The sequence below is a fragment of the Methylobacterium nodulans ORS 2060 genome, assembly GCF_000022085.1.
In the GTDB taxonomy this organism is placed as follows: Bacteria; Pseudomonadota; Alphaproteobacteria; order Rhizobiales; family Beijerinckiaceae; genus Methylobacterium; species Methylobacterium nodulans.
Genome location: NC_011887.1, coordinates 313,305 through 336,114 on the forward strand (window position 1 = coordinate 313,305; position 22,810 = coordinate 336,114).

21 protein-coding genes and 3 pseudogenes are annotated in these 22,810 nt (G+C 66.5%); 11 read left to right on the plus strand and 13 right to left on the minus strand.

The window, feature by feature from the left end:
• Nucleotides 1–9 precede the first annotated feature (9 nt).
• The 4 genes from MNOD_RS39875 to MNOD_RS39890 all read left to right on the plus strand — a co-directional run bounded on the left by MNOD_RS39875 (nt 10) and on the right by MNOD_RS39890 (nt 5,163).
• Nucleotides 10–1,236 carry an MFS transporter gene (locus MNOD_RS39875; RefSeq protein WP_012631280.1) on the plus strand — a complete coding sequence of 409 codons (1,227 nt, stop codon included), beginning with the start codon at nt 10–12 and terminating at the stop codon, nt 1,234–1,236.
• 110 nt (nt 1,237–1,346) lie between these two features.
• Nucleotides 1,347–2,495: a patatin-like phospholipase family protein gene (locus tag MNOD_RS39880; protein ID WP_012631281.1), complete on the plus strand. Its 1,149-nt coding sequence runs from the start codon at nt 1,347–1,349 to the stop codon at nt 2,493–2,495.
• 201 nt (nt 2,496–2,696) lie between these two features.
• Nucleotides 2,697–2,963: a hypothetical protein gene (locus tag MNOD_RS39885; protein WP_012631282.1), complete on the plus strand. Its 267-nt coding sequence runs from the start codon at nt 2,697–2,699 to the stop codon at nt 2,961–2,963.
• Nucleotides 2,964–3,501: 538 nt separating this feature from the next.
• Nucleotides 3,502–5,163: an IS1182-like element ISMno10 family transposase gene (locus MNOD_RS39890; RefSeq protein WP_012631283.1), complete on the plus strand. Its 1,662-nt coding sequence runs from the start codon at nt 3,502–3,504 to the stop codon at nt 5,161–5,163.
• A gap of 246 nt (nt 5,164–5,409) precedes the next feature.
• Here the strand turns inward: MNOD_RS39890 and MNOD_RS39895 are convergent, their stop codons facing one another.
• Both MNOD_RS39895 and MNOD_RS39900 read right to left on the minus strand, forming a co-directional pair.
• Nucleotides 5,410–6,060: a LysE family translocator gene (locus MNOD_RS39895; protein WP_043754251.1), complete on the minus strand. Its 651-nt coding sequence runs from the start codon at nt 6,058–6,060 to the stop codon at nt 5,410–5,412.
• Nucleotides 6,061–6,083: 23 nt separating this feature from the next.
• A complete protein-coding gene (locus tag MNOD_RS39900) occupies nt 6,084–6,707 on the minus strand; it encodes an FMN-binding negative transcriptional regulator (protein ID WP_012631285.1) in 624 nt (207 codons plus the stop codon).
• A gap of 88 nt (nt 6,708–6,795) precedes the next feature.
• On the opposite strand from MNOD_RS39900, the gene pdxR reads away from it, so the two are divergent.
• The gene (gene pdxR, locus MNOD_RS39905; RefSeq protein WP_012631286.1) at nt 6,796–8,211 is read left to right on the plus strand and encodes a MocR-like pyridoxine biosynthesis transcription factor PdxR; all 1,416 of its coding nucleotides are present in this window, start codon (nt 6,796–6,798) and stop codon (nt 8,209–8,211) included.
• A gap of 116 nt (nt 8,212–8,327) precedes the next feature.
• Here the strand turns inward: pdxR and MNOD_RS39910 are convergent, their stop codons facing one another.
• From MNOD_RS39910 to MNOD_RS39935, 7 genes and pseudogenes are all read right to left on the minus strand, one after another.
• A complete protein-coding gene (locus MNOD_RS39910) occupies nt 8,328–8,768 on the minus strand; it encodes an AAA-type ATPase lid domain-containing protein (RefSeq protein WP_050783633.1) in 441 nt (146 codons plus the stop codon).
• Between the two features lie 242 nt (nt 8,769–9,010).
• Nucleotides 9,011–9,181 (minus strand): annotated as a pseudogene (locus MNOD_RS49790) (IS6 family transposase); the annotation flags it as partial.
• A 141-nt stretch (nt 9,182–9,322) separates the two neighbouring features.
• Complete coding sequence (locus MNOD_RS39915; protein ID WP_012631287.1) at nt 9,323–9,979, minus strand: TetR/AcrR family transcriptional regulator; 657 nt, start codon at nt 9,977–9,979, stop codon at nt 9,323–9,325.
• Between the two features lie 226 nt (nt 9,980–10,205).
• The gene (locus MNOD_RS39920; RefSeq protein WP_012631288.1) at nt 10,206–11,312 is read right to left on the minus strand and encodes an ABC transporter permease; all 1,107 of its coding nucleotides are present in this window, start codon (nt 11,310–11,312) and stop codon (nt 10,206–10,208) included.
• A gap of 4 nt (nt 11,313–11,316) precedes the next feature.
• Nucleotides 11,317–12,456 (minus strand): ABC transporter permease, encoded by a 1,140-nt coding sequence (locus tag MNOD_RS39925; RefSeq protein ID WP_012631289.1) that lies wholly within the window; start codon nt 12,454–12,456, stop codon nt 11,317–11,319.
• Nucleotides 12,453–14,189, minus strand: coding sequence for an ATP-binding cassette domain-containing protein (locus MNOD_RS39930; RefSeq protein ID WP_012631290.1), 1,737 nt, complete (start codon nt 14,187–14,189; stop codon nt 12,453–12,455). Before MNOD_RS39930 ends, MNOD_RS39925 begins: the two co-directional genes overlap by 4 nt.
• Complete coding sequence (locus tag MNOD_RS39935) at nt 14,186–15,250, minus strand: HlyD family secretion protein (RefSeq protein WP_012631291.1); 1,065 nt, start codon at nt 15,248–15,250, stop codon at nt 14,186–14,188. The genes MNOD_RS39930 and MNOD_RS39935 overlap by 4 nt, the downstream gene beginning before the upstream one ends.
• A 358-nt stretch (nt 15,251–15,608) precedes the next feature.
• On the opposite strand from MNOD_RS39935, the pseudogene MNOD_RS39940 reads away from it, so the two are divergent.
• A pseudogene (locus MNOD_RS39940) lies at nt 15,609–16,017 on the plus strand (integrase core domain-containing protein); the annotation flags it as partial.
• A gap of 337 nt (nt 16,018–16,354) precedes the next feature.
• Here MNOD_RS39940 and MNOD_RS39950 read toward each other — a convergent pair.
• Nucleotides 16,355–16,753, minus strand: coding sequence for a type II toxin-antitoxin system VapC family toxin (locus MNOD_RS39950; protein WP_043754059.1), 399 nt, complete (start codon nt 16,751–16,753; stop codon nt 16,355–16,357).
• Nucleotides 16,754–16,770: 17 nt separating this feature from the next.
• Nucleotides 16,771–16,998, minus strand: a complete 228-nt coding sequence (locus tag MNOD_RS39955; protein ID WP_012631293.1) for an antitoxin — start codon at nt 16,996–16,998, stop codon at nt 16,771–16,773.
• A gap of 244 nt (nt 16,999–17,242) precedes the next feature.
• On the opposite strand from MNOD_RS39955, the pseudogene MNOD_RS47720 reads away from it, so the two are divergent.
• The 3 genes and pseudogenes from MNOD_RS47720 to MNOD_RS39965 form a co-directional block, all read left to right on the plus strand.
• Nucleotides 17,243–17,347: pseudogene (locus MNOD_RS47720) on the plus strand (IS6 family transposase); the annotation flags it as partial.
• A gap of 915 nt (nt 17,348–18,262) precedes the next feature.
• Nucleotides 18,263–18,784 (plus strand): Ros/MucR family transcriptional regulator, encoded by a 522-nt coding sequence (locus MNOD_RS39960; protein WP_012631294.1) that lies wholly within the window; start codon nt 18,263–18,265, stop codon nt 18,782–18,784.
• Between the two features lie 93 nt (nt 18,785–18,877).
• Nucleotides 18,878–19,135 (plus strand): hypothetical protein, encoded by a 258-nt coding sequence (locus tag MNOD_RS39965; RefSeq protein ID WP_157091842.1) that lies wholly within the window; start codon nt 18,878–18,880, stop codon nt 19,133–19,135.
• A gap of 83 nt (nt 19,136–19,218) precedes the next feature.
• Here MNOD_RS39965 and MNOD_RS39970 read toward each other — a convergent pair whose 3' ends face one another.
• Both MNOD_RS39970 and MNOD_RS39975 read right to left on the minus strand, forming a co-directional pair.
• Nucleotides 19,219–19,419: a hypothetical protein gene (locus tag MNOD_RS39970; RefSeq protein ID WP_043754072.1), complete on the minus strand. Its 201-nt coding sequence runs from the start codon at nt 19,417–19,419 to the stop codon at nt 19,219–19,221.
• Nucleotides 19,420–19,749: 330 nt separating this feature from the next.
• Nucleotides 19,750–20,406: a Crp/Fnr family transcriptional regulator gene (locus MNOD_RS39975; protein WP_244424877.1), complete on the minus strand. Its 657-nt coding sequence runs from the start codon at nt 20,404–20,406 to the stop codon at nt 19,750–19,752.
• 458 nt (nt 20,407–20,864) lie between these two features.
• Here MNOD_RS39975 and MNOD_RS39980 point away from each other — a divergent pair, with 458 nt between their 5' ends.
• Nucleotides 20,865–21,536 carry a c-type cytochrome gene (locus MNOD_RS39980; RefSeq protein ID WP_244424896.1) on the plus strand — a complete coding sequence of 224 codons (672 nt, stop codon included), beginning with the start codon at nt 20,865–20,867 and terminating at the stop codon, nt 21,534–21,536.
• Nucleotides 21,537–21,547: 11 nt separating this feature from the next.
• Nucleotides 21,548–22,807: a c-type cytochrome gene (locus tag MNOD_RS39985; RefSeq protein ID WP_012631299.1), complete on the plus strand. Its 1,260-nt coding sequence runs from the start codon at nt 21,548–21,550 to the stop codon at nt 22,805–22,807.
• Nucleotides 22,808–22,810: the final 3 nt, after the last annotated feature.

Here is a 22,810-nt window from a genome sequence, read left to right on the forward strand (position 1 = left end):
AGACGGACCATGCCAGATCCCGGCACTCTCGGCCTGAGCGGGCCGACGCCGCGCGAGAGCACCCAGGCGGGTGACCTCGTCCGCAGCCTGGTCATCGGCCTGATGGCCTTCCTGACCGTGGTGGACCTGTTCGCCACCCAGGCCATCCTCCCGTCCCTCGCCCGTGCCTACGCGGTGAGCCCGGCGGCCATCGGCTTCGCCGTCAACGCGACCACGCTCGGCATGGCCCTCGGCGGTCTCGGCGTGGCCCTGCTCGGCCCGCGCATCGACCGCCGCCGCGGCGTGGTCGTCAGCCTGCTGCTCCTTGCCATCCCGACCGCCCTGCTCGGGACCCTGCCCGACCTCTGGCTCTTCGCCGCCCTCCGGGTGCTGCAGGGCATCTGCATGGCGGCGGCCTTCACGCTGACCCTCGCCTATCTGGGCGAGGCCTGTTCCGCATCGGCCGCGGCCGGCGCCTTCGCGGCCTACGTGACCGGGAACGTCGCCAGCAACTTCGTCGGCCGGCTCGCTGCTGCGGCTCTCGTCGACCATCTCGGGCTGGTCTCGAACTTCCTCGCCTTCGCGCTGCTGAACCTCGCCGGCGCCGGCCTCGCCGCCCTCGTGCTGCGCGCGCCCAAGCCCGAACCGAAGGCGGATATAGGCCGGCACGGGCGAGCCTCGCCGTTCGCCGTCTGGGCCGAGCACCTGGCGAACCCGACGCTCCTGGCCGCCTTCGGCATCGGCTTCTGCATCCTGTTCGCCTTCCTGGGGACGTTCACCTACGTGAACTTCGTCCTGACCGGCTCGCCCTTCCTCGTCGGGCCGATGACGCTGGGCTTCGTCTACTTCGTCTTCCTCCCCTCGCTGCTGACCACGCCGCTGGCTGGACGCTTCAGCGGACGGCTCGGGTTCAGACGAGCCCTGGTCATGGCGCTCCTGATCGCCGTGCTCGGCCTGCCGCTGCTGACGTTCCCGGCCCTGCCGGTTGTCCTGATCGGCCTCGTCCTGGTCGGGATCGGCACCTTCCTGGCTCAAGCCATCGCGACGGGCGTCGTCGGCCGGTCCGCGATGGGCGAGCGGGCCTCGGCGAGCGGTCTCTACCTGCTGTTCTACTACCTCGGCGGGCTCGCCGGCACGGCCGTCCTCGGGCAGGTGTTCGAGCGCCTCGGCTGGGGGGCCTGCGTGGTCGGAGTGACGGCCTCGCTCGCTCTCGCCGCGGCTCTGACCACGCACCTGTGCGAGCCAAGTGCGACCTGAAGTGCAAGAGGGGTCCGGAGCTCCGGCGGATCGAGCCCGAACCGAGACAGGAGGGTGTCATGCTCGACACAGTTCCAGCCCGGCATCGCGGGAAGCCGGATATCCCGCCGATGGCTCCCGAACCGGAGCCGCTGGCCCGGTCCCTGCGCAGGCGCCTCGGCCAGATCGTGCTGGTGCTGCAGGGCGGCGGGGCGCTCGGCGCCTATCAGGTCGGCGTCTACCAGGCCCTGCACGAGGCCGGGATCGAGCCCGACTGGATCATCGGCACCTCGATCGGCGCCATCAATGCCAGCCTGATCGCCGGGAACCCCGTGGAACGCCGCCTGGAGCGCCTGCACGCCTTCTGGAACCGCGTCGAGCACGGCCCGCTGCATCAGGCCTTCGCGGCGCTGCCGCTGGTGGGCACCCTGGCCGCCAACTGGCTGACGCTCGCTCAGGGGATCGGGCCTTTCTTCGCCCCGAACCCCTTTGCCTTCGCGGGGCCGCACGTGCCGCTCGGCGCCGAGCAGGCGGGCTACTACTCGACCCGCCCGCTCGAGGCGACGCTGCGGGAGCTTGTCGACCTGCCGACCCTCAACCACGGCGGCTGCCGCCTCACGGTGGGAGCGGCGAACGTGCGCACCGGGCAGATGCGCTACTTCGACAGCCGGGAGATGGATCTCGATCTGCGCCACGTGATGGCCTCGGGCGCGCTCCCCCCGGCCTTCCCGGCGATCCGCATCGACGGGGAGCTGTACTGGGACGGCGGCATCCTGTCGAACACGCCGGTCGAGGCGGTGTTCGACGACAACCCGCGCCGGAACTCGCTGGTGTTCGCGGTCCACATCTGGAACCCGGAAGGGCCGGAGCCGGGCAGCCTGTGGGAGGTGATGGGCCGTCAGAAGGATCTGCAGTATGCGAGCCGCGCCCACACGCACATCGCCCGGCAGAAGCAGCTGCACCGGCTCCGTCACGTCATCGCCGAGCTCGCGCGACGCCTGCCGGAAGCGGAGCGCCGCGATGCCGGGGTGCGGGAACTTGAGAGCTATGGCTGTCTGACGCGGATGCACGTGGTGCGCCTGCTCGCGCAGCGGGTGCCGGGCCAGGATCACACGGGGGACATCGACTTCAGCCGCGAGGGCATCTGCGCGCGGCGTGAGGCCGGTTATGAGAACACCCGCAAGGTGCTCGACGACGCGCCCTGGGAGCGGCCGGTCGACGACGTGGAAGGATTCATCCTTCACGAATCCGCGCCGGGCCTCGCGATCCAGACCAGCTGAGATCCCGGGATTGCGTCCTCGAAGGCGGGCGCCCTCGGCTCCTTACCGAGCAGGACGGTATCGGGCCGGGCCCATGCACCTGGCGCGCTCCATTCCCAACGCTTGAAACCGATGGGCATGGCCTCAATGCACAAACGGCATTTTACCGCTCCAGCATTGTCTTCGAAAGTCTAAGTGCCACTCCAGCCGTGGAGATAGACCATGACAAAAGCTCTTCTACTTGCCGGCACACTCGTTGCTACAGCTTCTGGCTATGCCTGGGCTCAACAAACGTTCACAGCGTGGGGCCATACCTTTACCGTCTCTGAGTTTGCGCCCCAGCAGATGATGGTCGCCGTTGCGACTGACACCAAGACGGGTCGCAAGTTCAACGTTCTGAAGCTGAAGAACGGGAAGATGATGGCCGTCGCGCCGATCAACAGCATGCGAGGGATGCCAGAGACATCCCAGGAGGACATGATCCAATAGGCCGGTCTCGCGGATCATCCGTTCACCATGGTTCGGGCGCCTCGTGGACATGCCCACTGAAAGATCCCGAGACGCCCGTTCGTGATTTCGGTGGCCAATGATGCGTTTGCGCTTGGCGCCAGCCGTCTGAAGCAGGTGCTAAGCACGAGAATATCATGAGTGTCGTTGTTGGCGTGTGTTGCAGCAACAGCAGCAGTCGGGTGAAGCGCGAACATCTGGGAGATTTTGAAGCCGAGGCTCGCTTATGGCAACGATCCGACCGCCGGCTCTGCGCCCACAGAGGGCCGGCACCTCACATCGCTGCTCCGGTCTTCGAAGACTATGCCCAAGCGAGACGGCGGCGTGAGACATGGAAAAGCGGTCGGGCGCCGAACACGGGGCAGTCCTGCGACCGCCCACCAGGCCTTTATCTAGACCCAAGTGAGACAGGCCACGGTCGTCGGGCTGCGAGGCGGCATGTCCAGAAAACGACCGGACACTGTTGGCGAATTCCGGGGGGTGCTGGGTGTAGGCTGACCGTCCCGCTCGGAGGTCGCTCATGTCGCTCCGGCCGCACCACCCACTCCCACCGGTCCCTGAGGACACCGCCCGGGTGGCCCAAACCGCGTTCCGGCGCGGCAACCCCTACCTGCTCCTGCGCACGCGGCTCGGCACAATCTTCGCTGATGCCGCGTTCGCCGACCTCTATCCCGCACGCGGCCAGCCCGCCTACGCGCCCTGGCGCTTGGCCCTGGTCACGCTCTTGCAGTTTCGGGAGAGCATGAGCGATCGCCAAGCCGCCGAGGCGGTCCGGGCGCGGATTGACTGGAAGTACCTGCTGGGACTTGATCTGGCCGATCCCGGCTTCGACTACAGCGTCCTGTGCGAGTTCCGCGGTCGGCTGCTGCAGCACGAGGCCACCGGGCGGCTGCTGGCCCGCATCCTCGATGCCGCGCGCGACCAGGGCGTGCTCAAGGCGCGCGGGCGCCAGCGCACCGACAGCACCCACGTGCTCGCCGCGGTGCGCGACCTCAACCGGGTCGAGCTGTTGGCCGAGACGCTGCGGGCGGCTCTCAACGCGGTCGCGGCCCTCGCCCCCGACTGGCTGCGCCGTGTCGCCCCGCCCGACTGGCACGAGCGCTACGATCGCCGCATCGAGGATGCGCGACTGCCGGAGACCGGCCCCAAGCGCGAGGCCTACGTGCTGCAGGTCGGGGCGGACGGCTACCGCCTGCTCGACGCGCTGGATGGCGCGAGCGCGCCGCCACTCGCTGTCGCCTTGCCTGCCGTGGCCGTGCTGCGCCGGGTATGGGCGCGGCACTTCGAGCGCGCAGGGGACGGAAGTCCACCCGCCGGCACCAGCGTCCGGCTGCGCCCGGTGCAGGGACGCGGGCCCGGCGACCGGGTCGAGTCGCCCTACGACGTCGAGGCGCGGTTCCGGGCCAAGTCTGGAACGGAGTGGACCGGCTACATGGTCCACCTGACCGAGACCTGCGACCCCGACCTGCCTCGGTTGGTCGTTCACGCCGACACCACTCCGGCCAATGTGCATGAGGCGATGCGCACCGGCGTGATCCATGCCGCCCTGGCGGGCCTGGATCTGATCCCCTCCGAGCACCTGGTCGACGCGGCCTATATCAGCGCCGAGCATCTGGTCGCGGCGCACGAGCGGCACGGCATCGCCCTGATCGGCCCCGCGCGGTCGAACCAGAGTTGGCAGACGCGTGAGGAGGGGGCGTTCCACGTCACGGACTTCGCGGTCGACTGGGAGCGCTGTCGCGTGTGCTGCCCCGAGGGCCGCGAGAGTACGAGTTGGGGCACGTACAGGGACAAGGTGAGCGGACGCGCGTTCATACGCGCAGGCTTCAGCCCCGCCGTCTGCCGCGTGTGTCCAGCCAAGCCGCGGTGCACCCGGGCGGGGAGCCGCCGGCTCAGCCTGCATCCGCGTGCGGAGCACGAGGCGCTGGCGGCCGCGCGGATGCGGCAGGAGAGCGAGGAGGGCCGGCAGCTCTACGGGCAGCGACAAGGCATTGAGGCGACGATCGCGCAGGGCGTGCGGAGCTTCGGCTTGCGCCGAGCGCGCTATCGCGGACTGGCGAAGATGACCCTGCAGAGCGTGGCGACGGCGGCCGCTCTCAATCTTGATCGTCTCGCCGCTTGGTTCTCGCACCGCCCGCTGGCCCCCACGCGCACCTCACGCTTCGAGGCTCTCGCTGCATAGCGGCCGAATTCGCCAACAGTATCCGACCGGATGCTGTTGGCGAATTCCGATCAGGCCCGCCACGGAGCCCGGGACGGGACCGGCCTCAGCCCGTGCAATGGCTGCGCCAGACGCCCGGCCGAAGAGCCACCCGAATTTGCCAACAGTATCCGACGGTTTTTCAGACACTTAAACCTGCAAGAATTGAGTGCCAGGAAATCAAAATGGCAGCTTCGGTCTTGGTGTGAGAGCAGCGTTGCCCAGCAATCAGGTCGCAGGGCGCTTCGCCAGAGCGAGGCCGATGCCGAGGGCGATCATCGCGGTTCCCGACGCCTCTCGCAGGCGGCGGATGAATGCGGGACGTGCTGCTGCGCCTTCTCGGATGCCGCTCGCCGCAAAGGCGACCACGATGTCGGCGAGGGTGTTGAGCGCAACCGACACGAAGCCGAGCACCACGAATTGCAGCGCGACATGGCCTCCGGCCGGGTCCACGAACTGCGGAACGAAGGCCAGGAAGAAGGCCGCTGTCTTCGGGTTCAGCGCCTCGACCAGCACGCCTTCACGGAACGCCCGAAGCGGTCCGATCGGCGGTGTCGCTGGCACGCTGTTCAACGCTGTCGACGCCTCCCGGCGGGCCGATTGGAAGGTGCGAAGGCCGATCCAGACGAGATAGGCAGCCCCGATCAGCTTCAGCGCGGTGAATAATTCTGCGCTTGCGAGCACGATGGCGGACACGCCCAAGCTGCCCGCGAGGACGTGGACCATACCGCCCAACCCGGTGCCGAAGCTGGAGGCCACGCCTTCCGCACGACCGCCCGCGAGCGTGCGCGCAGCGACGTAGAAGAGGCCCGGACCGGGCGTGACGGCGAGCACGAAGGCCGCGGCGAAGTACAGGGCGAGTTGGCTCAGGTCTGGCATGGCTGTGACGACACCGACGACGTTCACGACGGGATGAGAGGGGCGACCTCGCGGTCGGATGCGCGCTCGCTCGTCGCGAGACCCGCCGCCACGCCGGCACGGTCGGTCGCGTTCCGGTTCTGGCTCAGCTTGCGCTTGCCCTCCAGGCGGCTGATCGGCATGCGCAGGCCGACGATGCCGCGCAGCTGAGCGGCGATGAACTCGGCTGGCGCCTCGCTCACCGCCCACGGCTTCGCCCGCGGCCCCTCGTGCAGGTTCGTCAGCCGCGTCACGGCGTCGAGCAGGCGGTCCGCATCGTGGAAGAACTCGATGGGGCCGTGCGCGTGGACCGTGACGTAGTTCCAGGTCGGCACGACCTTACCCGTCTCCTCTTTGGTCGCGTACCACGCCGGCGTGACGTAGGCGTCCGGCCCCATGAAGATCGCCAGACCCTCGCCGACCGGCGGGACCCGCCACTGGGGATTGGCCTTCGCGAGGTGGCCGTAGATCACGCCGTGCTCGCCCTCGCTCTCGTCGAGGAAGAGGGGCAGCGGTGTGACCAGCGGCCCGTCCGCCGTGGCAGTGACGAGGTTCGCCAGCCGCGCGGCGCGCATCGTCGCCCGCAGGCTCTCTGGGTCGTCGTCGCGGAAGGCGGGGGGCGTGTACATCGCGGAACTCCTTGCGTCGCCAGGACGGATGCCGGCAATCTGGCTTGCTGGGAACAGCCAGTTCAGCGGGTTTGAGGTGGTCCAGTTGATGGAGGAGGGCGTCGCGCGCCGGATCATCGCGGCGATCAAGGAGCAGATCCATGCTGGGGTCTACCAGCCCGGTGACCGCCTGCCCTCTACACGGGCCTTCGCCGATGAATGGGGAGCATCCCGCACAACCGTGACGGCGGCCTACGGCCAGCTCATTGCGGAGGGCTACCTGACCACCCGGCCCGGCGCGCGCGCGACCGTGGCCCACGGGCTCGGGGCTGCGGCAACGCCGATGCCCACCCCGGCCGCCGCACCCCGGCGTCTCTCAGCCTTCGCCCAGCGCCTGCTCGCGCTGCCCTCGCCAGCGGTGGCACAGGCGGCTCGGGTTGCGGACTTTCGCTATGGCGACCTGTCCGCTGCGGACTTTCCGGTGTTGGCCTGGCGGCGCGCGCTGAACCGGGCCAGCCTCCGGCGCACCGCACGGCTGCGCTATGGCGATCCTCAGGGAAGTGTCGCCCTACGCACTGCGCTTCAAGGCTATCTCTGGCGTGCCCGCGGCATCCGGTGCACGCCGGACCAGGTCGTGATCGTGAACGGCTCGCAGCAAGGGCTCGACCTCTGCGCGCGGCTGCTGCTCGATCCCGGCGACCCCTTTGTGATCGAGAACCCTGGCTATCTCCTGGCCCGCCATGCCTTCACGGCAGCCGGCGGCGTTGCCGTACCCATTCCGGTCGACGGGGATGGGCTCAGGACGGATGCCCTGCCCTCGGCCCGTCTGGCCTACGTGACGCCCTCCCACCAGTTTCCGCTTGGCAGCGTCCTTTCGGCGGCGCGTCGGCGCACCCTCCTCGCCTGGGCTGCCCGTGCAGGCGCCTGCATCATCGAGGATGATTACGACGGTGAGTACCGTCACGACATCGCCCCGATCCCGCCTCTGCAGACCCTCAGCCCAGAGGCCGCAATTTACGTCGGCACGTTCTCCAAAACCCTCTCACCCACCCTGCGGCTCGGCTATCTCGTCGTCCCCACCCCCATGTGCCGGGCCTTCAGCGAGGCGAAACGCCTGACGGATCGGCACACCCCGCAGCTGGAACAGGACGCTCTCGCCGAACTGCTGGCGAGCGGCGCCTACGAGCGTCACGTCCGCAGCATCCGCAGAAAGAACACCGAGCGAAGGGCGGTGCTGCTGCAGGCGTTGGCGGACGAACTAGGCCCGGCGGTCACCATTGCGGGAGCTGACACAGGACTGCACGTCGTCGCCTGGATCAACGGCGTCGCTGCCGACCGCGAGCGCGCGCTCGTCGCGGCCGCACGAGCAGCCGGGGTCGGCCTGTATCCTGTATCACCGCTGTATGACCCAACCGAGCCCCGACCAGCAGCGGCCGGGTTCATCCTCGGTTATGCCGGGCTCGACGCCGACGCATTGCGACGGGGCGTTGCGGTGCTGGCCACCGTAATGGCCGAGCACTGCTGACGGATGGCGCCCGGCCGCAGGCTCAATGTGGTTCTGAGTAGAATTGCTGCGTTGAGCCGATTTCGACGCAGCCCCGAAGGCAGCCAACATCGGGGGTTGACGCAGCCTGGTTTTCGTCAGGAGCATCCTGTGTTTTGCAGAATACGGTACAGATGGGCCCGACTTACGCCCAAAAGTTCGGCCGCCTTTATCTTATTTCCTTTGGCCCGTCGCATAGCATCTGCGACCGAATCCGACCTCCGGTGCGCCAGGCGTGACCTGAGATCCAACGCACCGTTCTCGGCCCGCTCACCGGATCCGGGAGGCTCGGTGAGGCGGATCTCGCCGCTGACGAGGAACCGCGTCAGCACGCTCTCCAACTCGCGGACATTGCCCGGCCAGGAATGCGCCGCCAGCCGTTCCAGTTGATCCGGCTGGAGCGGGCGCGGTGCAAGGCCGGCGCCTCTGGCCCGCTTGCGCATCAGCTCGCTGGCGAGGACGGCAATGTCCCCGCGCTCGCGCAGTGGCGGCATTCGGACCTCGAAAACCGCCGGACGACAGAACAGGTCCGAGCGCATCCGTCCTTCGTAGACGAGTTGCCCCAACGGCTGATGCGTGGCGCAGAGGAAACTCGGCTTGCCGAGCTAAGCCGCAGGCTCAGTCCTTGCCGCCCTGCACCACCCTCAACCCGCCCAGCCCCGGCGGCCGATCCGGCGGCTTGGGCGGCCCGGTCAGGTCGGGGAAGAATGCGTGGCAGCGCGGGACGTACTGGTTCCCGCGCACCTTGTCCGGCGGCGGGCACGGGCAGTCGTGCGCGATGGCCGAACTTCATCACCCATCGCCGGACACTCTCGTCGGCGACACTAAGGCCGCGCTCGGCCAGGAGTTCCTCGACCTCACGGTCGCTGAGCGTGAAGCGGAGATACAGCCAGACAGCATGGCGGATGATCTCGGGTGGGAACGGATGGCGGGCGTACGAGACGGGCTGCAGGCCCCCTGCCCTACTCCGGCCTTCGGCCACCTGCCACGGTTTCCTGTGACAAAGCCTCCGCGCGGCTTCCTCATGGCAAGTGACTGGACGTTCAGCCACGAAGGACGGCTTGCGAACAGCCCTTCGGTTGTTGCGGCGCGGCTATTCTCGCTGGCTCGGCACGGTCACCCGCGTCGGCGACCCAGCCCGCAACCCGTTCAGCACCAGGTCCAGGTGCGCGGCTATGAAACGGTCGAGATCAAGACGTTCGATCCTTTCGAACACCAATTTCCAAACCCCGGCCATAATCGCGGGACCGATGACCACCTCTGGGCAGCGCGCCGCCGGCCCGTCCACGAACTCGCCGCGCGCTATCCCCTGCGAGATGATCTCGCCGAGCAACGCCTTGCCGCGGCTGACGGCTTCCCGGTGATAGAACTCGACGAGGTGCGGGAACCGCGTGCCTTCCGCAATCATCATGCGCAGGATCTGCCGACGGTCGGTTCCGACGAGATCGCGGTAGATCGTCTCAATGACCAGCCGGAGAAGGTCCTCGCTGCGGGCACGAGGGTCCCGCTTCGCCTTCCCGACGCGGTCAAGAAGGGGAGCGAACGCCTCGTGCACCACCGCCTCAAACAACGCCTCCTTGGTGTCGAAGTAGAGATAGATCGTCCCCTTGCTCGCGCCCGCCCGTTCCGCGACATCTTCCAAGCGGCTCGCGGCAAACCCCTTCTCCGCGAAGACGGACAGGGCGGCGGCCGTGATCTCCGCGGGCCGCGCCTCCTTGCGCCGCCGCCGTGTCTGTGCGCCGCTGATCATAGGTCGTCAGGATCTCCCGGTCTGTCTATGGCGTAAATGAATACCACAGCTCCGGTGTGATCGCTTGGCTGTTTGCCGCAATCGGCCAAGGCGCTTGCCGTTGCCATTTCCGGCGAGGTCCTGGCCTCCACCGACGGCACATCACCCGGTCGCACACAGGATGTGCGGGTTGCGTCTCCCCAGGAGCGGACCGCGACAGGCGGCTCCCGGAAGCCATCCGTCGCCCTCACTGCACCTTTCGGCGAAACATCCACGCGGCGGCTGAGAGTGTGACGATGGCCGTCAGCGCCATCGGCCAGATGCGCTCGGCAACCAGCCAGAAGGGCATGTCGCGCAAGAACACGCCCCGCACAATGACGAGCATGTGGGTGAGCGGGTTGACCACCGCGAACAGCTGAAGCCAAGACGGCATATTCTGCACGGGCGAGGAGAAGCCCGAGAGGAGCATCGTCGGCATCATGCAAACCATGATGCCCATCATCGCCTGCTGCTGGTTCGTCGCGAGCGAGGAGATGAACAGGCCGACACCGATGATGGCGATCAGGAACACGGTCAGGCCAAGGAACAGGACCGGCACCGAGCCCGTCACCGCGATCCCGAACCCGAACACCACGATCAGGGTCATCGCCGTGCACTGCGCGAGTCCTATGATCAAGCCTGGCACCGCCTTGCCCACGATGATCTCGATCGGCTGCAGCGGGGACACGAGGAGTTGCTCGAACGTCCCGAGTTCCTGCTCCCGGGCTACCGACATCCCGACGACCATCAGCACGATGGTCATGGGCAGCGTCGCTATCAGGATCGGCACCATCGCCTCCCGATAGTCCCGGTTGGGATTATACCATGACCGATCCACGATCTCGCTCTGCGGCGCGTAGGGGACGCCTGTGCGCTCGTCGGCGCTGAACTGCGAGATGATCGTACCGATATAGTTGTTGAGGAGCTGCGCGCTGTTCGACTTGCGGCCATCGAGCAGCACTTGCACGGTCGGCGTCTCCCTCCTGGCAAGCTTGCGCGAGAAGTCCTGTCCAACGCGCAGGACCGCCATGACCTGCTGCGAGTCAATGGCGGCCTGTGCCTCCGAAAGGGTGGAATAGCGGCGAATCTCCGAGAAGGCCGATGCTCGCTCGAACCGGCTGATAAGCCGCACCGACGCCGCGCCCCAGTCGTCGTTGATGATGCCGATGGGGACGTTGGTGACCTCAAGCGTCGCCGCGAAGGCGAAGATGAAGAGCTGGATGAACGGCGGCACGGTCAGCGCGGCCCGTGCCTTTCGATCGCGGAACGTGGCCAGCAGCTCCTTCACGATCAGGGCAAGGAGGCGGGTCCTCATGTCTCTAGTCCAGGGTCTGGCGCGACTTGGCCGCCGTGAGCGCGAACAGGACCGCGCTCATCGCGAGGAGAACGATGGTGGCCGGCACGAGGACGGCGGCGATGTCGCCGGCGAGGAAGATCGTGTTGAGCCCACGCACGTAGTAGCCCGCCGGGATCAGAACCGCGACCGCGCGCAGCAGGCGCGGCATGCTGGCGACTTCGAACAGGAAGCCTGAGAGATACAGGCCTGGCAGGAACGCGAGCAGCATGGCGACCTGGCTGGCGAGGAACTGCGTGCGCGCAACCGTCGAGATCAGCAGGCCGAGGCCCAGGGCCACAAGGAGGAACACGGCCGTGAAGCCGACCAGTGTGGCGAGCGACCCGCGCAACGGGATGTCGAACACGAAGAGCGCAGCGAGCACGCAGACGGCCATGGCGCACAGGCCGAGGACGAAGTTGGGCACGAGCTTCCCGATGATGAACTCGAGGATACTCACCGGGGTGGCGAGCAGCGCCTCCATCGTCCCGCGCTCCCACTCGCGCGAGACTACGAGGGCGGTGAGGAGAGCGCCGATCATCATCTGGATCAGTGAGATGGATCCCGGCACGAGGAAGCGGCGGCTCTCGAGCTCGGGATTGAACCAGAAGCGCGACTCGACATTCACCTGTGCCGGCGCAGCCCCGCCGCGGCCGAGCCCGCGCTGGGCCGTCCAGACGCTCCAGGCGCCCTGCACATAGCCGGCGACGAGGCCGGCGGTGTTCGGGTCGCTGCCGTCCGTGATGACTTGGAGGCCCGCCGTGTCGCCGCGCGCGAGCCGCTCACTGAAGTCGCCAGCGAGCACGACGATCCCGTTGAGGCGCCCCGCGGAGAGGTCATCGGTGAACGCGCGCCGGTCGCTCGCGAACCGAACGTCGAAGTACGGCGTATTGGAGAGTGCGACCTCGAACCAGGAGGTCTCGGGTGTCGACTCTTCCGCGACGAGGCCAATCTTGATCCGGTTGGCATCGAAGGAGATTCCGAAGCCGAACAGGAACAGCAGGAGCGCCGGGAGGACGAAGGCGACGACGAGGCTGGAGGGATCGCGCAGGACCTGCAGCGACTCCTTGCGGATGAGCGCCGCGATGCGGCGCGCGCTGAGGCGATTCCCGTCCGGTCGCGTCATGCGGCTGACCTCGCGCTCTCGCGCTCCTGCGCCTCGATCAAGGCGATGAAGGCGTCCTCGAGCGTGGGGTTGGGGAGGTCGTGCGAGCGCACCGAGGCCTGCAAGGCCTCCGGCGTATCGACGGCGATGCACTTCCCCCGGTTGATCAGCGCAACCCGGTCGCAGTACTCGGCTTCGTCCATGAAGTGGGTCGTCACCATCACGGTCACCCCGCGGCCGACCATCGCGTTGATGATCCCCCAGAACTCGCGGCGCGTGAGGGGATCGACGCCCGAGGTCGGCTCGTCGAGGAAGAGAACCGGGGGCTCGTGCATGATGGCGGCGGCGAGGGCGAGGCGCTGCTTGTAGCCGAGCGGCAGGCCGCCCGCGTTCTGCGCCAGGTAGGGCCCGAGGTCGAAAGCCTCGATGACGCCCGTCACCGCCTCGCGTCGCGCCCGCCCGCTCAGGCCGTAGGCACCGGCGAAGAACTCGAGGTTCTGCTTCACGGACAGGTCGCCGTACAGCGAGAACTTCTGCGCCATGTAGCCGAGCCGCCCGCGCGCGACGGCCGGTGCTTTGTAAAGGTCGAGCCCATCGACGAGCGCGGTGCCGGATGTCGGACGCAGTAGCCCGCACATCATCTTGAAAGTGGTCGACTTACCCGCGCCGTTGGGACCGAGCAGGCCGAAAATCTCGCCGCGTCGTATGGTGAAGCTGATGTCGTCGGCGGCGGTGAAGCTGCCGAAGCGGCGGGTGAGATGGTGCGCCTCGACCGGCGCCGTCGCGGGCGTTGCTGGCCGTTCGTGGATCGAGACGCCGAGCGTGCGCTTGGGCTGACCGCTGAGCATGGCGACGAACGAATCCTCGAAGCGGGGATGGGCAGGCTCTACATGGACGGTTGGGCCGCCTCCCAGCGCGCATGCATCGGGGGCGGGACGACCCTCCGCGACGACCAGGCGGACGGCCTCCCCCTGGAGCACGCCGTCGATGATGTCGGGCGAGCGCAGCGCGTCGGCGAGCAGTGCCCGGCGCGTCGTGCCCGCGCCGCGGGCGAGGACGACGCGTCCCTCCATGCTGGCAGTCATGGCCCTGGGATCGCCCTCAAAGAGCACCTTCCCGCCATTGAGCACCAGCACGGAGGCGCAGTTCTCCGCCTCGTCCAGGTAGGCCGTGCTCCAGACGATGCCGACCCCCTCCTGAACCAGGGCGTAGACCATGCGCCAGAGCTCCCGGCGGGAGATAGGATCGACCCCAACGCCCGGCTCGTCCAGCAACAGCAGGCGCGGCGACTTGAGCATCGCACAGGCAAGACCGAGCTTCTGCTTCATGCCGCCCGAGAGCTTGCCCGCGAGCCGATCAGTGAACCGCGCAAGGTCGGTGAAGGCGAGCAGTCGATCGAAGGCGGTGCGGCGCGCCGGCCCGACGACACCCTTCAGATCGGCATACAGGGAGAGGTTCTCCATCACCGAGAGATCCTCGTACAGGCCGAAGCGCTGCGGCATGTACCCGATGACCTCGTGGATGGGCCCGATCTCGGCCACGCTGTCGTGACCGCAAACCGTGATCGAGCCCTGGCTCGGGGCAAGCAGCGCCGCCATCATGCGTATCAGGGTAGTTTTACCCGCACCGTCAGGACCGACCAGGCCCGTTACCTGCCCGGCGACGATGTTGGTCGTGAGGCGGTCGATCGCGGCTGGCGCGTCGGCGGCGAAGCGCTTGGTCACGCCCTCCAAGGCGACGAGCACCTCGCTCATTCCGAGGCTCCCGCCACCATCGGCTCAGTCGATGTCGACGCCAGGGTGATCGTCACGGGCATGCCCTGGCGCAGGACGCCCCGCGGGTCCTCCGCCACAACCCGGATGCGGTAGACGAGCGCCGTGCGCAGCTCCCGCGTCTCCACCGTCTTCGGGGTGAACTCCGCGGTCGTGGAGATGAAGCCGACCCAGCCCTTGAACGTCGGCGCGCCGGGCGTGTCGATGCGGATCGTGGCCATCTGGCCGGGCCGTACGCGGCCGAGGTCGACCTGCGAGACGTAGCTCCGCACCCACACCGGGTTGGTCAGGCTCAGGACGAAAACCGTCTCGCCGGCGTTGACGATGGCGCCAGTCTCCCGGACTCGGCTTAGGACGGTTCCATCAGTCGGCGCCACGAGCTCGGCGTCCGCGAGCTGGCGTTGAGCCACTGCGAGGGCGGCCTCGCTGTTCGCGAGCTGGGCGCGCGCCGCCGCGATGTCTTCGGCACGGGCACCCGCCCTCATCAGTGCGAGATACTGGCGCGCAGAATTGAGTTGCGCGTCTGCCTGTCGCAGGGCGGCCAGGGCGTCGTCGTGGGCCTTGGTCGTGCCGGCGCCGCTCCGGAGCAATTGCTCGGCGCGATCGGAGGCGAGCCTGGCATTGGCGAGTGTTGCCTCGCGCTCCGCGACGCTGGCCTGGGCCTGCGCGATCTCCTCGGGTCGGTTCCCGTTCTGGGCCTTGTCGAGGTTCGCCCTCGCTTGGTCGCGCTGCGCGCGGGCTTGCGCAACGGCATCCTCGAAATAGACCTTCTCGAGGCTGGCAAGGCTCTGACCTTCGCGGACCGTGGCGCCCTCGTCGACGGCCAGACTCGCGATGCGGCCCCCAACCTTGAAGCCCAGGTTGACCTGCCGGACCTCCACGTTCCCTTGAAGCACGAGGCCTTCAGCTGCCGCGCGAGGACCAGGCAGCCATGACAGCGCGGGTACGGAGCGGAGCGTGCTCCACCACGAATACCGCCCGGCCAGTTCGCCGACCTGCGGCGACCAAAACCAGAAAGCGGCTCCGGCCAGGCCAAAGGTCACGAGCACCAGGATGCGCTTGGGGGCGGCCAACCTCACTACTCCGATACGTGAGCGTCGAAACAGCCATTGGCAGGCAAACGCCTGACCTTAGGGGGACATCGGCTTGCCCGGACAGAGCCTATCCAGGCCTACCTCCATGATAATAATGACTGACCGGATGGTCAATATCCATCATGAGATATTTGCTGAAGGGCGTTGTCACGGGAACCTGAGCACGGTCGCAGAAGTGGCAGGACCTGACTCTGATCAGCCTCCACCGGAGTGGTCCGCCCTGCAGTATGGCTTCTGAGCCTGGAGGACGGACGATATGGCCAAACGACCCAAGCCCGAGGAGATCGTTGCCAAGCTGCGGCAGGCTGACGTGCTCTCGGACCTGTTCATCCTGCGTGGCGTGCCCACGCATATTCGGTCCGACAATGGATCCGAGTTCATCGCGAAGTCTATCCAGGGCTGTATCACGACGGTGGGCGCGGAGACCGTTTACACCACTTCGGTCTTGCTGGGGGATAATGGCACAATCGAGAGTTTCAACGCACATCTGAGAGACGATCTGCTGAATTGTGAGATTTTTATACCTTCGCGAAGCTCAGATCATCATTGAAAATTGGAGGAGGCACTACAACGGAGTTCGGCCGCATGCCTCATTGGGGTACCGGCCGCCGGTTCCGGAGGTGTTCGTGCCCGCCCTGACCGCTTGGCCGGCTGCGCTCGCCCGACCGGCTTCGCCGGCCAAGCTCCCCGTGGTGGACAGACCCACGGTCCACTAACTTTCCAACCGGACCACCTCGTAGGAGTTGATCATCAGCTGCGCGAGCGCGGTGTGGATGTGCTTGTCCTTCTCATCACCGGGCGCCCGGATCCGTCGACCTGCCGGCGCGCCAGGGAAGCCGGCTTGCCGCTGATCGAGAAGCCGCTTGCGCAGGATCTGCTCAGTGCCATCGAGGCAGCAGCCAGCCCGCTGCTATGATCAGGCATGTTCCTCGTCACCTCGCCTCGGCTCGCACGTACCGGCTCTTCCGAGCCGAGGCGTTCAAAACGTGGCGGCCTGAAGCTGAGCTGCGTAGGTATTCCTGCGGCCGCGTCCGGCGACGTGACAAGCCCCGCTCAGGGCTGCGTCCAGTCCTCGACCTGAAGTCCCATCCCTACCCGGTCGAACTCGCGTCGGTTGTTGGTCACGAGGATTAGGTTCTCGTGAAGCGCGTGGGCGGCAATCCAGAGGTCGTTATTGCCGATTGTGAGCCCCTTCTCTTCGAGGTCGCTGCGGATCTTCCCATAGAAGTCTGCAACCCCGACCGCCATCGGTAAGACCGGGATCATCCCGGCGATCCGCTGGATGAGTGCGATCGCCTTGGCGCGATCCTGGCTCTTTTCGGCCCCGTAGAGTTGCTCCCCGTAGGTGATGATCGACATGGCTGCCTCTCCCGGCTGGAGGGCGGCGAACCGGGCCGTTACGGAAGCCGATTTCTGCCTGCGCAGGAAGATGCAGATGTTGGTGTCGAGCATGAAACGAGGGCTTGCCACTACAGGCCCTCGCGCGCTTGAGGCGGGGTGTCTTCCCGATCGCCCATGTCGTCTGGAAGCTCCCGGAACAACGCCAAAGCGTCCAGCATGTTCTTCGGCTTGATCTCGCGCAGAATGATCTCATCACCCCGCTTCTCGATCTCGACGTCCGGCCCCACGAGATCGAAGCCTCGGGGTAGCCGAACAGCCATGCTGTTGCCTGACCGGAAAACGCGCGTCGTTGCCATGCTTGCTCCGTATATACTCAACTGTATATACAATGCCGAATGGCTTGCCCAGATCCTTGGTGAGCCGTCAGCGGAGCGCTGCCACGGGAACCTGCGCGGCCGCAGAACCGGCAGGACCAGCCTCATCTCAGGCCACAGCCGTCGCCGTCCGCCATGCGTCCGCTGCCTCCGCCCGGAACTGGCGCAGCGTGTGGCGGGAAACTAGATGACGTTGAATGTAAAACGTGCTCTGCACTGCGGCATGCACGTCTTCACCGTTCCTCGTCACCTCGTCTCGGCTCGCACGCATCGGCTCTTCCGAGCCGGGGCGTTCGCGACGCGGCGCAGTGCAGCTGGCGTGGCGGCCTGAAAGGGGCCAGCGCAGGTTTGCTCGCAGCCGCGTTCAACAACGTGACAAGCCCGCCGCATCACCCAATCGAGTAAGGGGCTCAACCCGATCGTTCCCGCAGGTTGCGCATAGTCAGCTCGTGAACGCGAGAGCGAGCTTGGCGATGCAGAATTGGTGCACAATGCAACCGCTGCCAATCTGAAGCGCTTCACACATTGTACTTTCAATATGCAGTTTTCGCTGACATGTTGGCGCTAATCCAGACCAAGTCTGCGCCTTGAAGGGGGCAGCGCATGACTAATCGCCAAGCTATCACAGCCCGAAACAGATGGCAATTGCTGGACGAGGGGCAGCTAGACCCTGCGTCTGATAAAGCAACTTCCCTTCTGTATGCCATAGCCGCATTCGTATCCTTGAGTATTAGCTCGGCCGGAGCGCTTCTTATTTTGGTGAAGTAAAGCCGCCTTCTCACCAGATCTGCCCCTGCGTGTTGCGCATGCTCATCTCCAGGGCACGCGAGCGCCAACCGATACTGCCTGTCATGGCGCCTGATCAGCCGGCGATATCTGCCGGCTCTTGGACGCGTTCGCCTCCTTGAAGAGCCCGCCCGTATCGGAAGAGGCACTACACCACCCCGGTCTCTTCGCGCTTCCTTTTGACCCGCTTCGCGGCATCGGCCACTGGCCGACGGCGTTCTTACCTGCATCGCTCCCGGCAACGCCGTTGATCTGCTTCTGCAGCTCCTTGAGGGTCTTTGAGAAGGCGTCGTTTACGCGAGCTTCAAACTCAGGTTTTTCGTCAGATATCTAAAATCTCTGTGCCGCCCTTGGATCTTCGAAGGGTTCTGTGGAGTTTCCCCTGGATAGCAGGGCTTACGATGTTGACAGGACAGGATTCGCCCCAAATCATCTCGCAATCGCCAGAGGAGAAATTGAAATGGCTGATGTTCAGGAAGCAACCGCGGACGCTGGCGGCCCTGCGATAGAGCTGGTCGCGGATATCATCTCGGCGTACGTCGCGCATAACCCCGTTCCGGTCGCACAGCTGCCCGACCTCATTGCTACGGTGAGCCAGACGCTGGACAGCCTTGGGAAGCCCGCTGCGTCTGCCGCTGAGGAGACGCCCAAGGCGACCCCGGCGCAGATCCGGAAATCCATCACGCCGGATGCCCTGATCAGCTTCATCGATGGCAAGCCGTACAAGACCCTGAAGCGGCATCTCACTCGTCACGGAATGTCGCCGGACGAGTACCGGTCGAAGTTCGGGCTCCCACCGACATACCCGATGGTGGCTGAGAGCTATGCCGTGCAGCGCTCCGAACTCGCCAAGGCTTCAGGTCTTGGTCAGAGCCACCGTAGGACTGCTCCGAAGCAATCCGCGGGCGACGCCAAGGTGACCGCCTCGGCCAAGTCGAAGAAAGGTTCGGGGCGGGCGAGGAAACCCAAGGCCGCGGAGTAGCACGGTCGATCGTTCGTAGGGATCCGCAGGCGGCAAACGGGCGTTGCCATGCCCCGGCCAGATTCGGAGGCCCGGCTAATGGTGTCGTCTGCCGTGACGCTGCTCATCGTGGCAGTCGTCTTCGTCCTCGGCTTTGCCGTCATTGATCGACTGGAGAAGTGGGCCGATACCGTTGGCCTTGTCCTTGGCCTCACAGTAGTTGGCCTATTGAGCGCATTTCTTTTGACCCTCGCGGCACGGCCCACCCAAGCCCCGCGGGAGGCACGTGCCGGGCAGCAAGCGCGCATTGGACATTCGGTGCCGAAGCCGGCCAAGTCGGATCCGGATGTGACAGGATCGATCAGGCGGTAGCGAGTGCGGCGTTGCGGGTGGTCATCTCGGCCCGCCACGCCTCGACGTTGACGGGCTCGCCGGCCCTGCTTGGCCAGAGCAGTTCAATCGGGCTTCCGGAACGCTGCCGACTCCCACAGCAGGTCCCGGGGCTCGACCTGCATCTCGGCGAGGATATCCTCGGCCTCTTGCATGCAGGCGATCCGCATCAGGCTGGTCAGCTGACAGGCCGAGATGACGTCGATCCCGATCGCTAAGGCGGGCGGGGCGACTGCGGCCGGCATGGCATAGGCCAGCCGCATCATTCCGAGCACCGCAGCTCGATCCTTCGTCGGCGCAGCGATCTGCACTGGCGTAGGCCGGAGGGAGTGCTGAGCGCTGTGGGGACGCGGGCGGATCGGCCTCGACGGCGCGCCTCGGACATCGGTCATCATCCGTCGGATCGGGCCATTGTCCGCCGAGTTCCGCATCTATGGCTTGGCGTAGCGCCATCGCTCGCCTGGTCTCGCTCCGGCCTTTGCGAGCCGGCCGGGTCCGTTCAATCTCGACCGACTTGCGAGCGCTGTCAGAGAGACGCCCGACGTCCGCTCCCGCCCAGCGACGACGGCGTCAGACGCATTCAGCTTCGCGACGCCTCAGCCAGCAATTTGGGCCAGGCGTTGCGGCTCCATGACGATGATTCGGACCCGACCGAGCTGCACGAGGCCCTGCCTCTGCCAACCGCCGAGGATCCGGCTGACGGTGAAGTAGGTGACACCCGTCATCTCGGCCACATCCCTCCTCGTGACCGGGTACGCGATCTCGACGCCCGCCAAACAGGTACGCCCAACCTGGCCAGCCAGGCGTAGGAGGACGCTGGCGATCCGCGCCTCGACACCCTTGTCCGTCAGCTCGGCCACCCGGTCGATCATCTCCCGGGCACGGTCCCCCACGGTTTTCAGAGCGTTGGCCGAGATTGCGGGGTAGCGACGCGTTAGGTCAAGGATCTGCGCTGCTCCCCAACACAAGACGCTGGTGGGCTTGCTGGCGATAGCAGTTGCCGGGAAGGGAGATTGCTGGAATACGGCGACGCAACCAACGAGGTCGCCGGCTCCCATGAACCGGAGCGTCGTCTGCTCACCTTCCGGATTGACCCGCGACAGCTTCACCAAGCCCGCGCTGACCTGAAAGAGCTGGCTCGGCGCATCCCCCTGGTGGAAGAGGGTCGTCCCTTCTGCAAACTGACGATGCGTGGCCGCATCCAGCAGGGCGTCGGCTGGTTCGCGTTCTAGGCCCGCGAACAGGGTGCCCATCGTCGGTCTCGTCCATCGCGGCGCCTGGTCCATTGCCGCTTTCCGTCCTCTCACCTTACAACTTACCGGGCCTGCCTCCCTTCGCGCAACGAACGCGCAGGAACCACCGCAAGCGATGCCGCGCCGCACGAGGCCGGCTGACGGTCGGGGCAAGCTCGTCGAGCGCTCGTCAGTGCACCGCAGAACCCGCAGGCGCATTGATCTCGCTCAAGAGCTGCCAAGACCACCGCGGCCGGGCCCGGCGGAGCGGAGGCGGCTGCCGAATTTGTCGCCTCCGGACGGCTTGTTTGCGCGCGCGCAAAGAGCGGACCGCACTTTCGGCTAGGGTGAACGGAAGCGTGCCGCCCGGTCGCGAGCGTCGGACAGGACGTCGACACGGTGGTGGACTGCGTCGTGCGGAGTTACAGAGCCGGAGAGCGGCCTTGCACCTAATCCGTGGCGTTGCGGTTGCAACCGCGCTGGTGGTCTCGGTGTTCGGATCAGCGCACGCGCAATCACCCGAGTCCCCTCCGGATACGATGGCCGAGCGCGTGCTGGCCTGCGCTCCTTGCCACGGCGCACAGGGCGAAGGGACGCGGGACCCCTACTTCCCGCGCCTTGCCGGCAAGCCGGCAGGCTATCTCTTCAATCAGCTGGTCGCCTTCCGGAACGGCCGGCGACACTACCCGCCCATGAACTACCTCCTGGAGTACCTGCCAGAGGCCTACCTCAAAGAGATGGCCGATCACTTTGCCGGCCTGAATCCGCCGCTTCCGCCTCCGGCCATTCCGACGGTGGGAGACGAGGTCCTTGCGTTGGGAAAAACGCTGGTCACGCAAGGCGATGCCTCTCGCAACATTCCGGCCTGCACGAGCTGCCACGGTCCAAGTCTAACCGGCATGGAGCCCGGCATTCCTGGCCTCCTCGGATTAAGGCCGAACTATGTCAGCGCACAGCTCGGCGCTTGGCGCTATGGCACGCGAACCGCACGTGCCCCTGACTGCATGCAAGTCGTTGCGGGACATCTCACCGAAGCGGACGTGATGGCGGTCACCGCGTGGCTGTCCTCGCGGCCCGCACCCGCGGAACGCCGCTCCGTGCCGCAGGGGACCTATGCGCTTCCATTTGCCTGCGGGAGCCAGCCCCAGTGAGGAGAATCGTCGTGGCCAGCCTCGTTCGGTCAGTGCTCCCGGCTCTCCTTGCCTCGCTCCTGTGTGTCTCTGCAGCCGAATCTCAAGCCGCGCCGGCCGCCCAGCCCGATGCAGAGGCGCTCGCAAAGGGCGAGTACTTGGCCAGGGCCGGCGATTGCATCGCATGCCACACAGCCCCCGAAGGGAAACCCTTCGCGGGCGGGAGGCCGATGGCAACGCCCTTCGGCACGCTGTTCACCTCGAACATCACGCCCGATCCAGAAACCGGGATCGGCACATGGACGGCCGACCAGTTCTACCAGATGATGCACACGGGCCGCTCCCCGGATGGCGGTTTGCTCTACCCGGCCATGCCGTTCGGCTCCTACACGAAGGTGACCAGGGCCGACAGCGACGCGATCTATGCCTTTCTGATGTCGGTTCCACCCGTGAAGCAGGCGAACCGACCGCACGACCTTCGATTCCCATACAACAATCGTCAGCTCGTACTCGGTTGGCGCACGCTGTTCTTCCGGGAGGGAGAATTCAAGCCTGATCCGAAGCAGTCGGCGGAGTGGAACCGGGGTGCCTACCTGGTCGAGGGCCTGGGGCATTGCGGCATGTGCCACACGCCCATCAATGCGCTCGGGGGCAGTTCAGAGTCCCAGGCCTTCCAAGGCGGGCTCATCCCGATGCAGAACTGGTACGCGCCTTCGCTCACGTCCAACCGCGAGGCTGGGGTCGGCGACTGGAGTATCGAAGAGATCTCGGACCTCCTGCGCACGGGCATCTCACGGCGTGGGGCTGTCTACGGCCCGATGGCAGAAGTCACCTACAACAGTCTCCAGTACTTGACGCCCGAGGACACCCGAGCCATGGCCGTCTACCTCAAGAGCCTTGGCCAGGAGGTCGCGCCGCCGGTCACGTCGAACGTGCCCACGGCCGAGAGCAGTCTCCTGCTGTCGCTCGGAAAAACGGTCTACGACACCAACTGCGCGAGTTGCCACGGCGCACAGGGGCAGGGCAAGCCGCCGCACTATCCACCCCTCGCCGGCAACCAGTCCATCCAGATGTCCTCGGCCGTGAATGCCATCCGCATGGTGCTGAATGGCGGCTATCCCCCAGGCACGGAGGGCAATTCCCGCCCCTATGGCATGCCGCCCTTCGCCCAATCCCTGTCGGACAACGAGGTCGCGGCCGTGGTCACCTACATCCGCACCACCTGGGGCAATCACGGCGCAGCCGTCACCGCCCAGGAAGCCAATCAGCTCCGCTCCGCTCCGCTGGACTAAGGC

Bases quoted from the DNA above. Each gene is read 5' to 3' on its own strand.
- MNOD_RS39960 (WP_012631294.1), top strand. From the start codon at position 18,263: ATGGCTGATGTTCAGGAAGCAACCGCGGACGCTGGCGGCCCTGCGATA.
- MNOD_RS39950 (WP_043754059.1), bottom strand. From the start codon at position 16,753: ATGCTCGACACCAACATCTGCATCTTCCTGCGCAGGCAGAAATCGGCT.
- MNOD_RS39975 (WP_244424877.1), bottom strand. From the start codon at position 20,406: ATGGGCACCCTGTTCGCGGGCCTAGAACGCGAACCAGCCGACGCCCTG.
- MNOD_RS39885 (WP_012631282.1), top strand. From the start codon at position 2,697: ATGACAAAAGCTCTTCTACTTGCCGGCACACTCGTTGCTACAGCTTCT.
- MNOD_RS39930 (WP_012631290.1), bottom strand. From the start codon at position 14,189: ATGAGCGAGGTGCTCGTCGCCTTGGAGGGCGTGACCAAGCGCTTCGCC.
- MNOD_RS39920 (WP_012631288.1), bottom strand. From the start codon at position 11,312: ATGAGGACCCGCCTCCTTGCCCTGATCGTGAAGGAGCTGCTGGCCACG.
- MNOD_RS39910 (WP_050783633.1), bottom strand. From the start codon at position 8,768: ATGCGCTCGGACCTGTTCTGTCGTCCGGCGGTTTTCGAGGTCCGAATG.
- MNOD_RS39880 (WP_012631281.1), top strand. From the start codon at position 1,347: ATGGCTCCCGAACCGGAGCCGCTGGCCCGGTCCCTGCGCAGGCGCCTC.
- MNOD_RS39900 (WP_012631285.1), bottom strand. From the start codon at position 6,707: ATGTACACGCCCCCCGCCTTCCGCGACGACGACCCAGAGAGCCTGCGG.
- MNOD_RS39970 (WP_043754072.1), bottom strand. From the start codon at position 19,419: ATGATGCGGCTGGCCTATGCCATGCCGGCCGCAGTCGCCCCGCCCGCC.
- MNOD_RS39875 (WP_012631280.1), top strand. From the start codon at position 10: ATGCCAGATCCCGGCACTCTCGGCCTGAGCGGGCCGACGCCGCGCGAG.
- MNOD_RS39895 (WP_043754251.1), bottom strand. From the start codon at position 6,060: ATGCCAGACCTGAGCCAACTCGCCCTGTACTTCGCCGCGGCCTTCGTG.
- MNOD_RS39955 (WP_012631293.1), bottom strand. From the start codon at position 16,998: ATGGCAACGACGCGCGTTTTCCGGTCAGGCAACAGCATGGCTGTTCGG.
- MNOD_RS39890 (WP_012631283.1), top strand. From the start codon at position 3,502: ATGTCGCTCCGGCCGCACCACCCACTCCCACCGGTCCCTGAGGACACC.
- MNOD_RS39925 (WP_012631289.1), bottom strand. From the start codon at position 12,456: ATGACGCGACCGGACGGGAATCGCCTCAGCGCGCGCCGCATCGCGGCG.
- MNOD_RS39915 (WP_012631287.1), bottom strand. From the start codon at position 9,979: ATGATCAGCGGCGCACAGACACGGCGGCGGCGCAAGGAGGCGCGGCCC.
- pdxR (WP_012631286.1), top strand. From the start codon at position 6,796: ATGGAGGAGGGCGTCGCGCGCCGGATCATCGCGGCGATCAAGGAGCAG.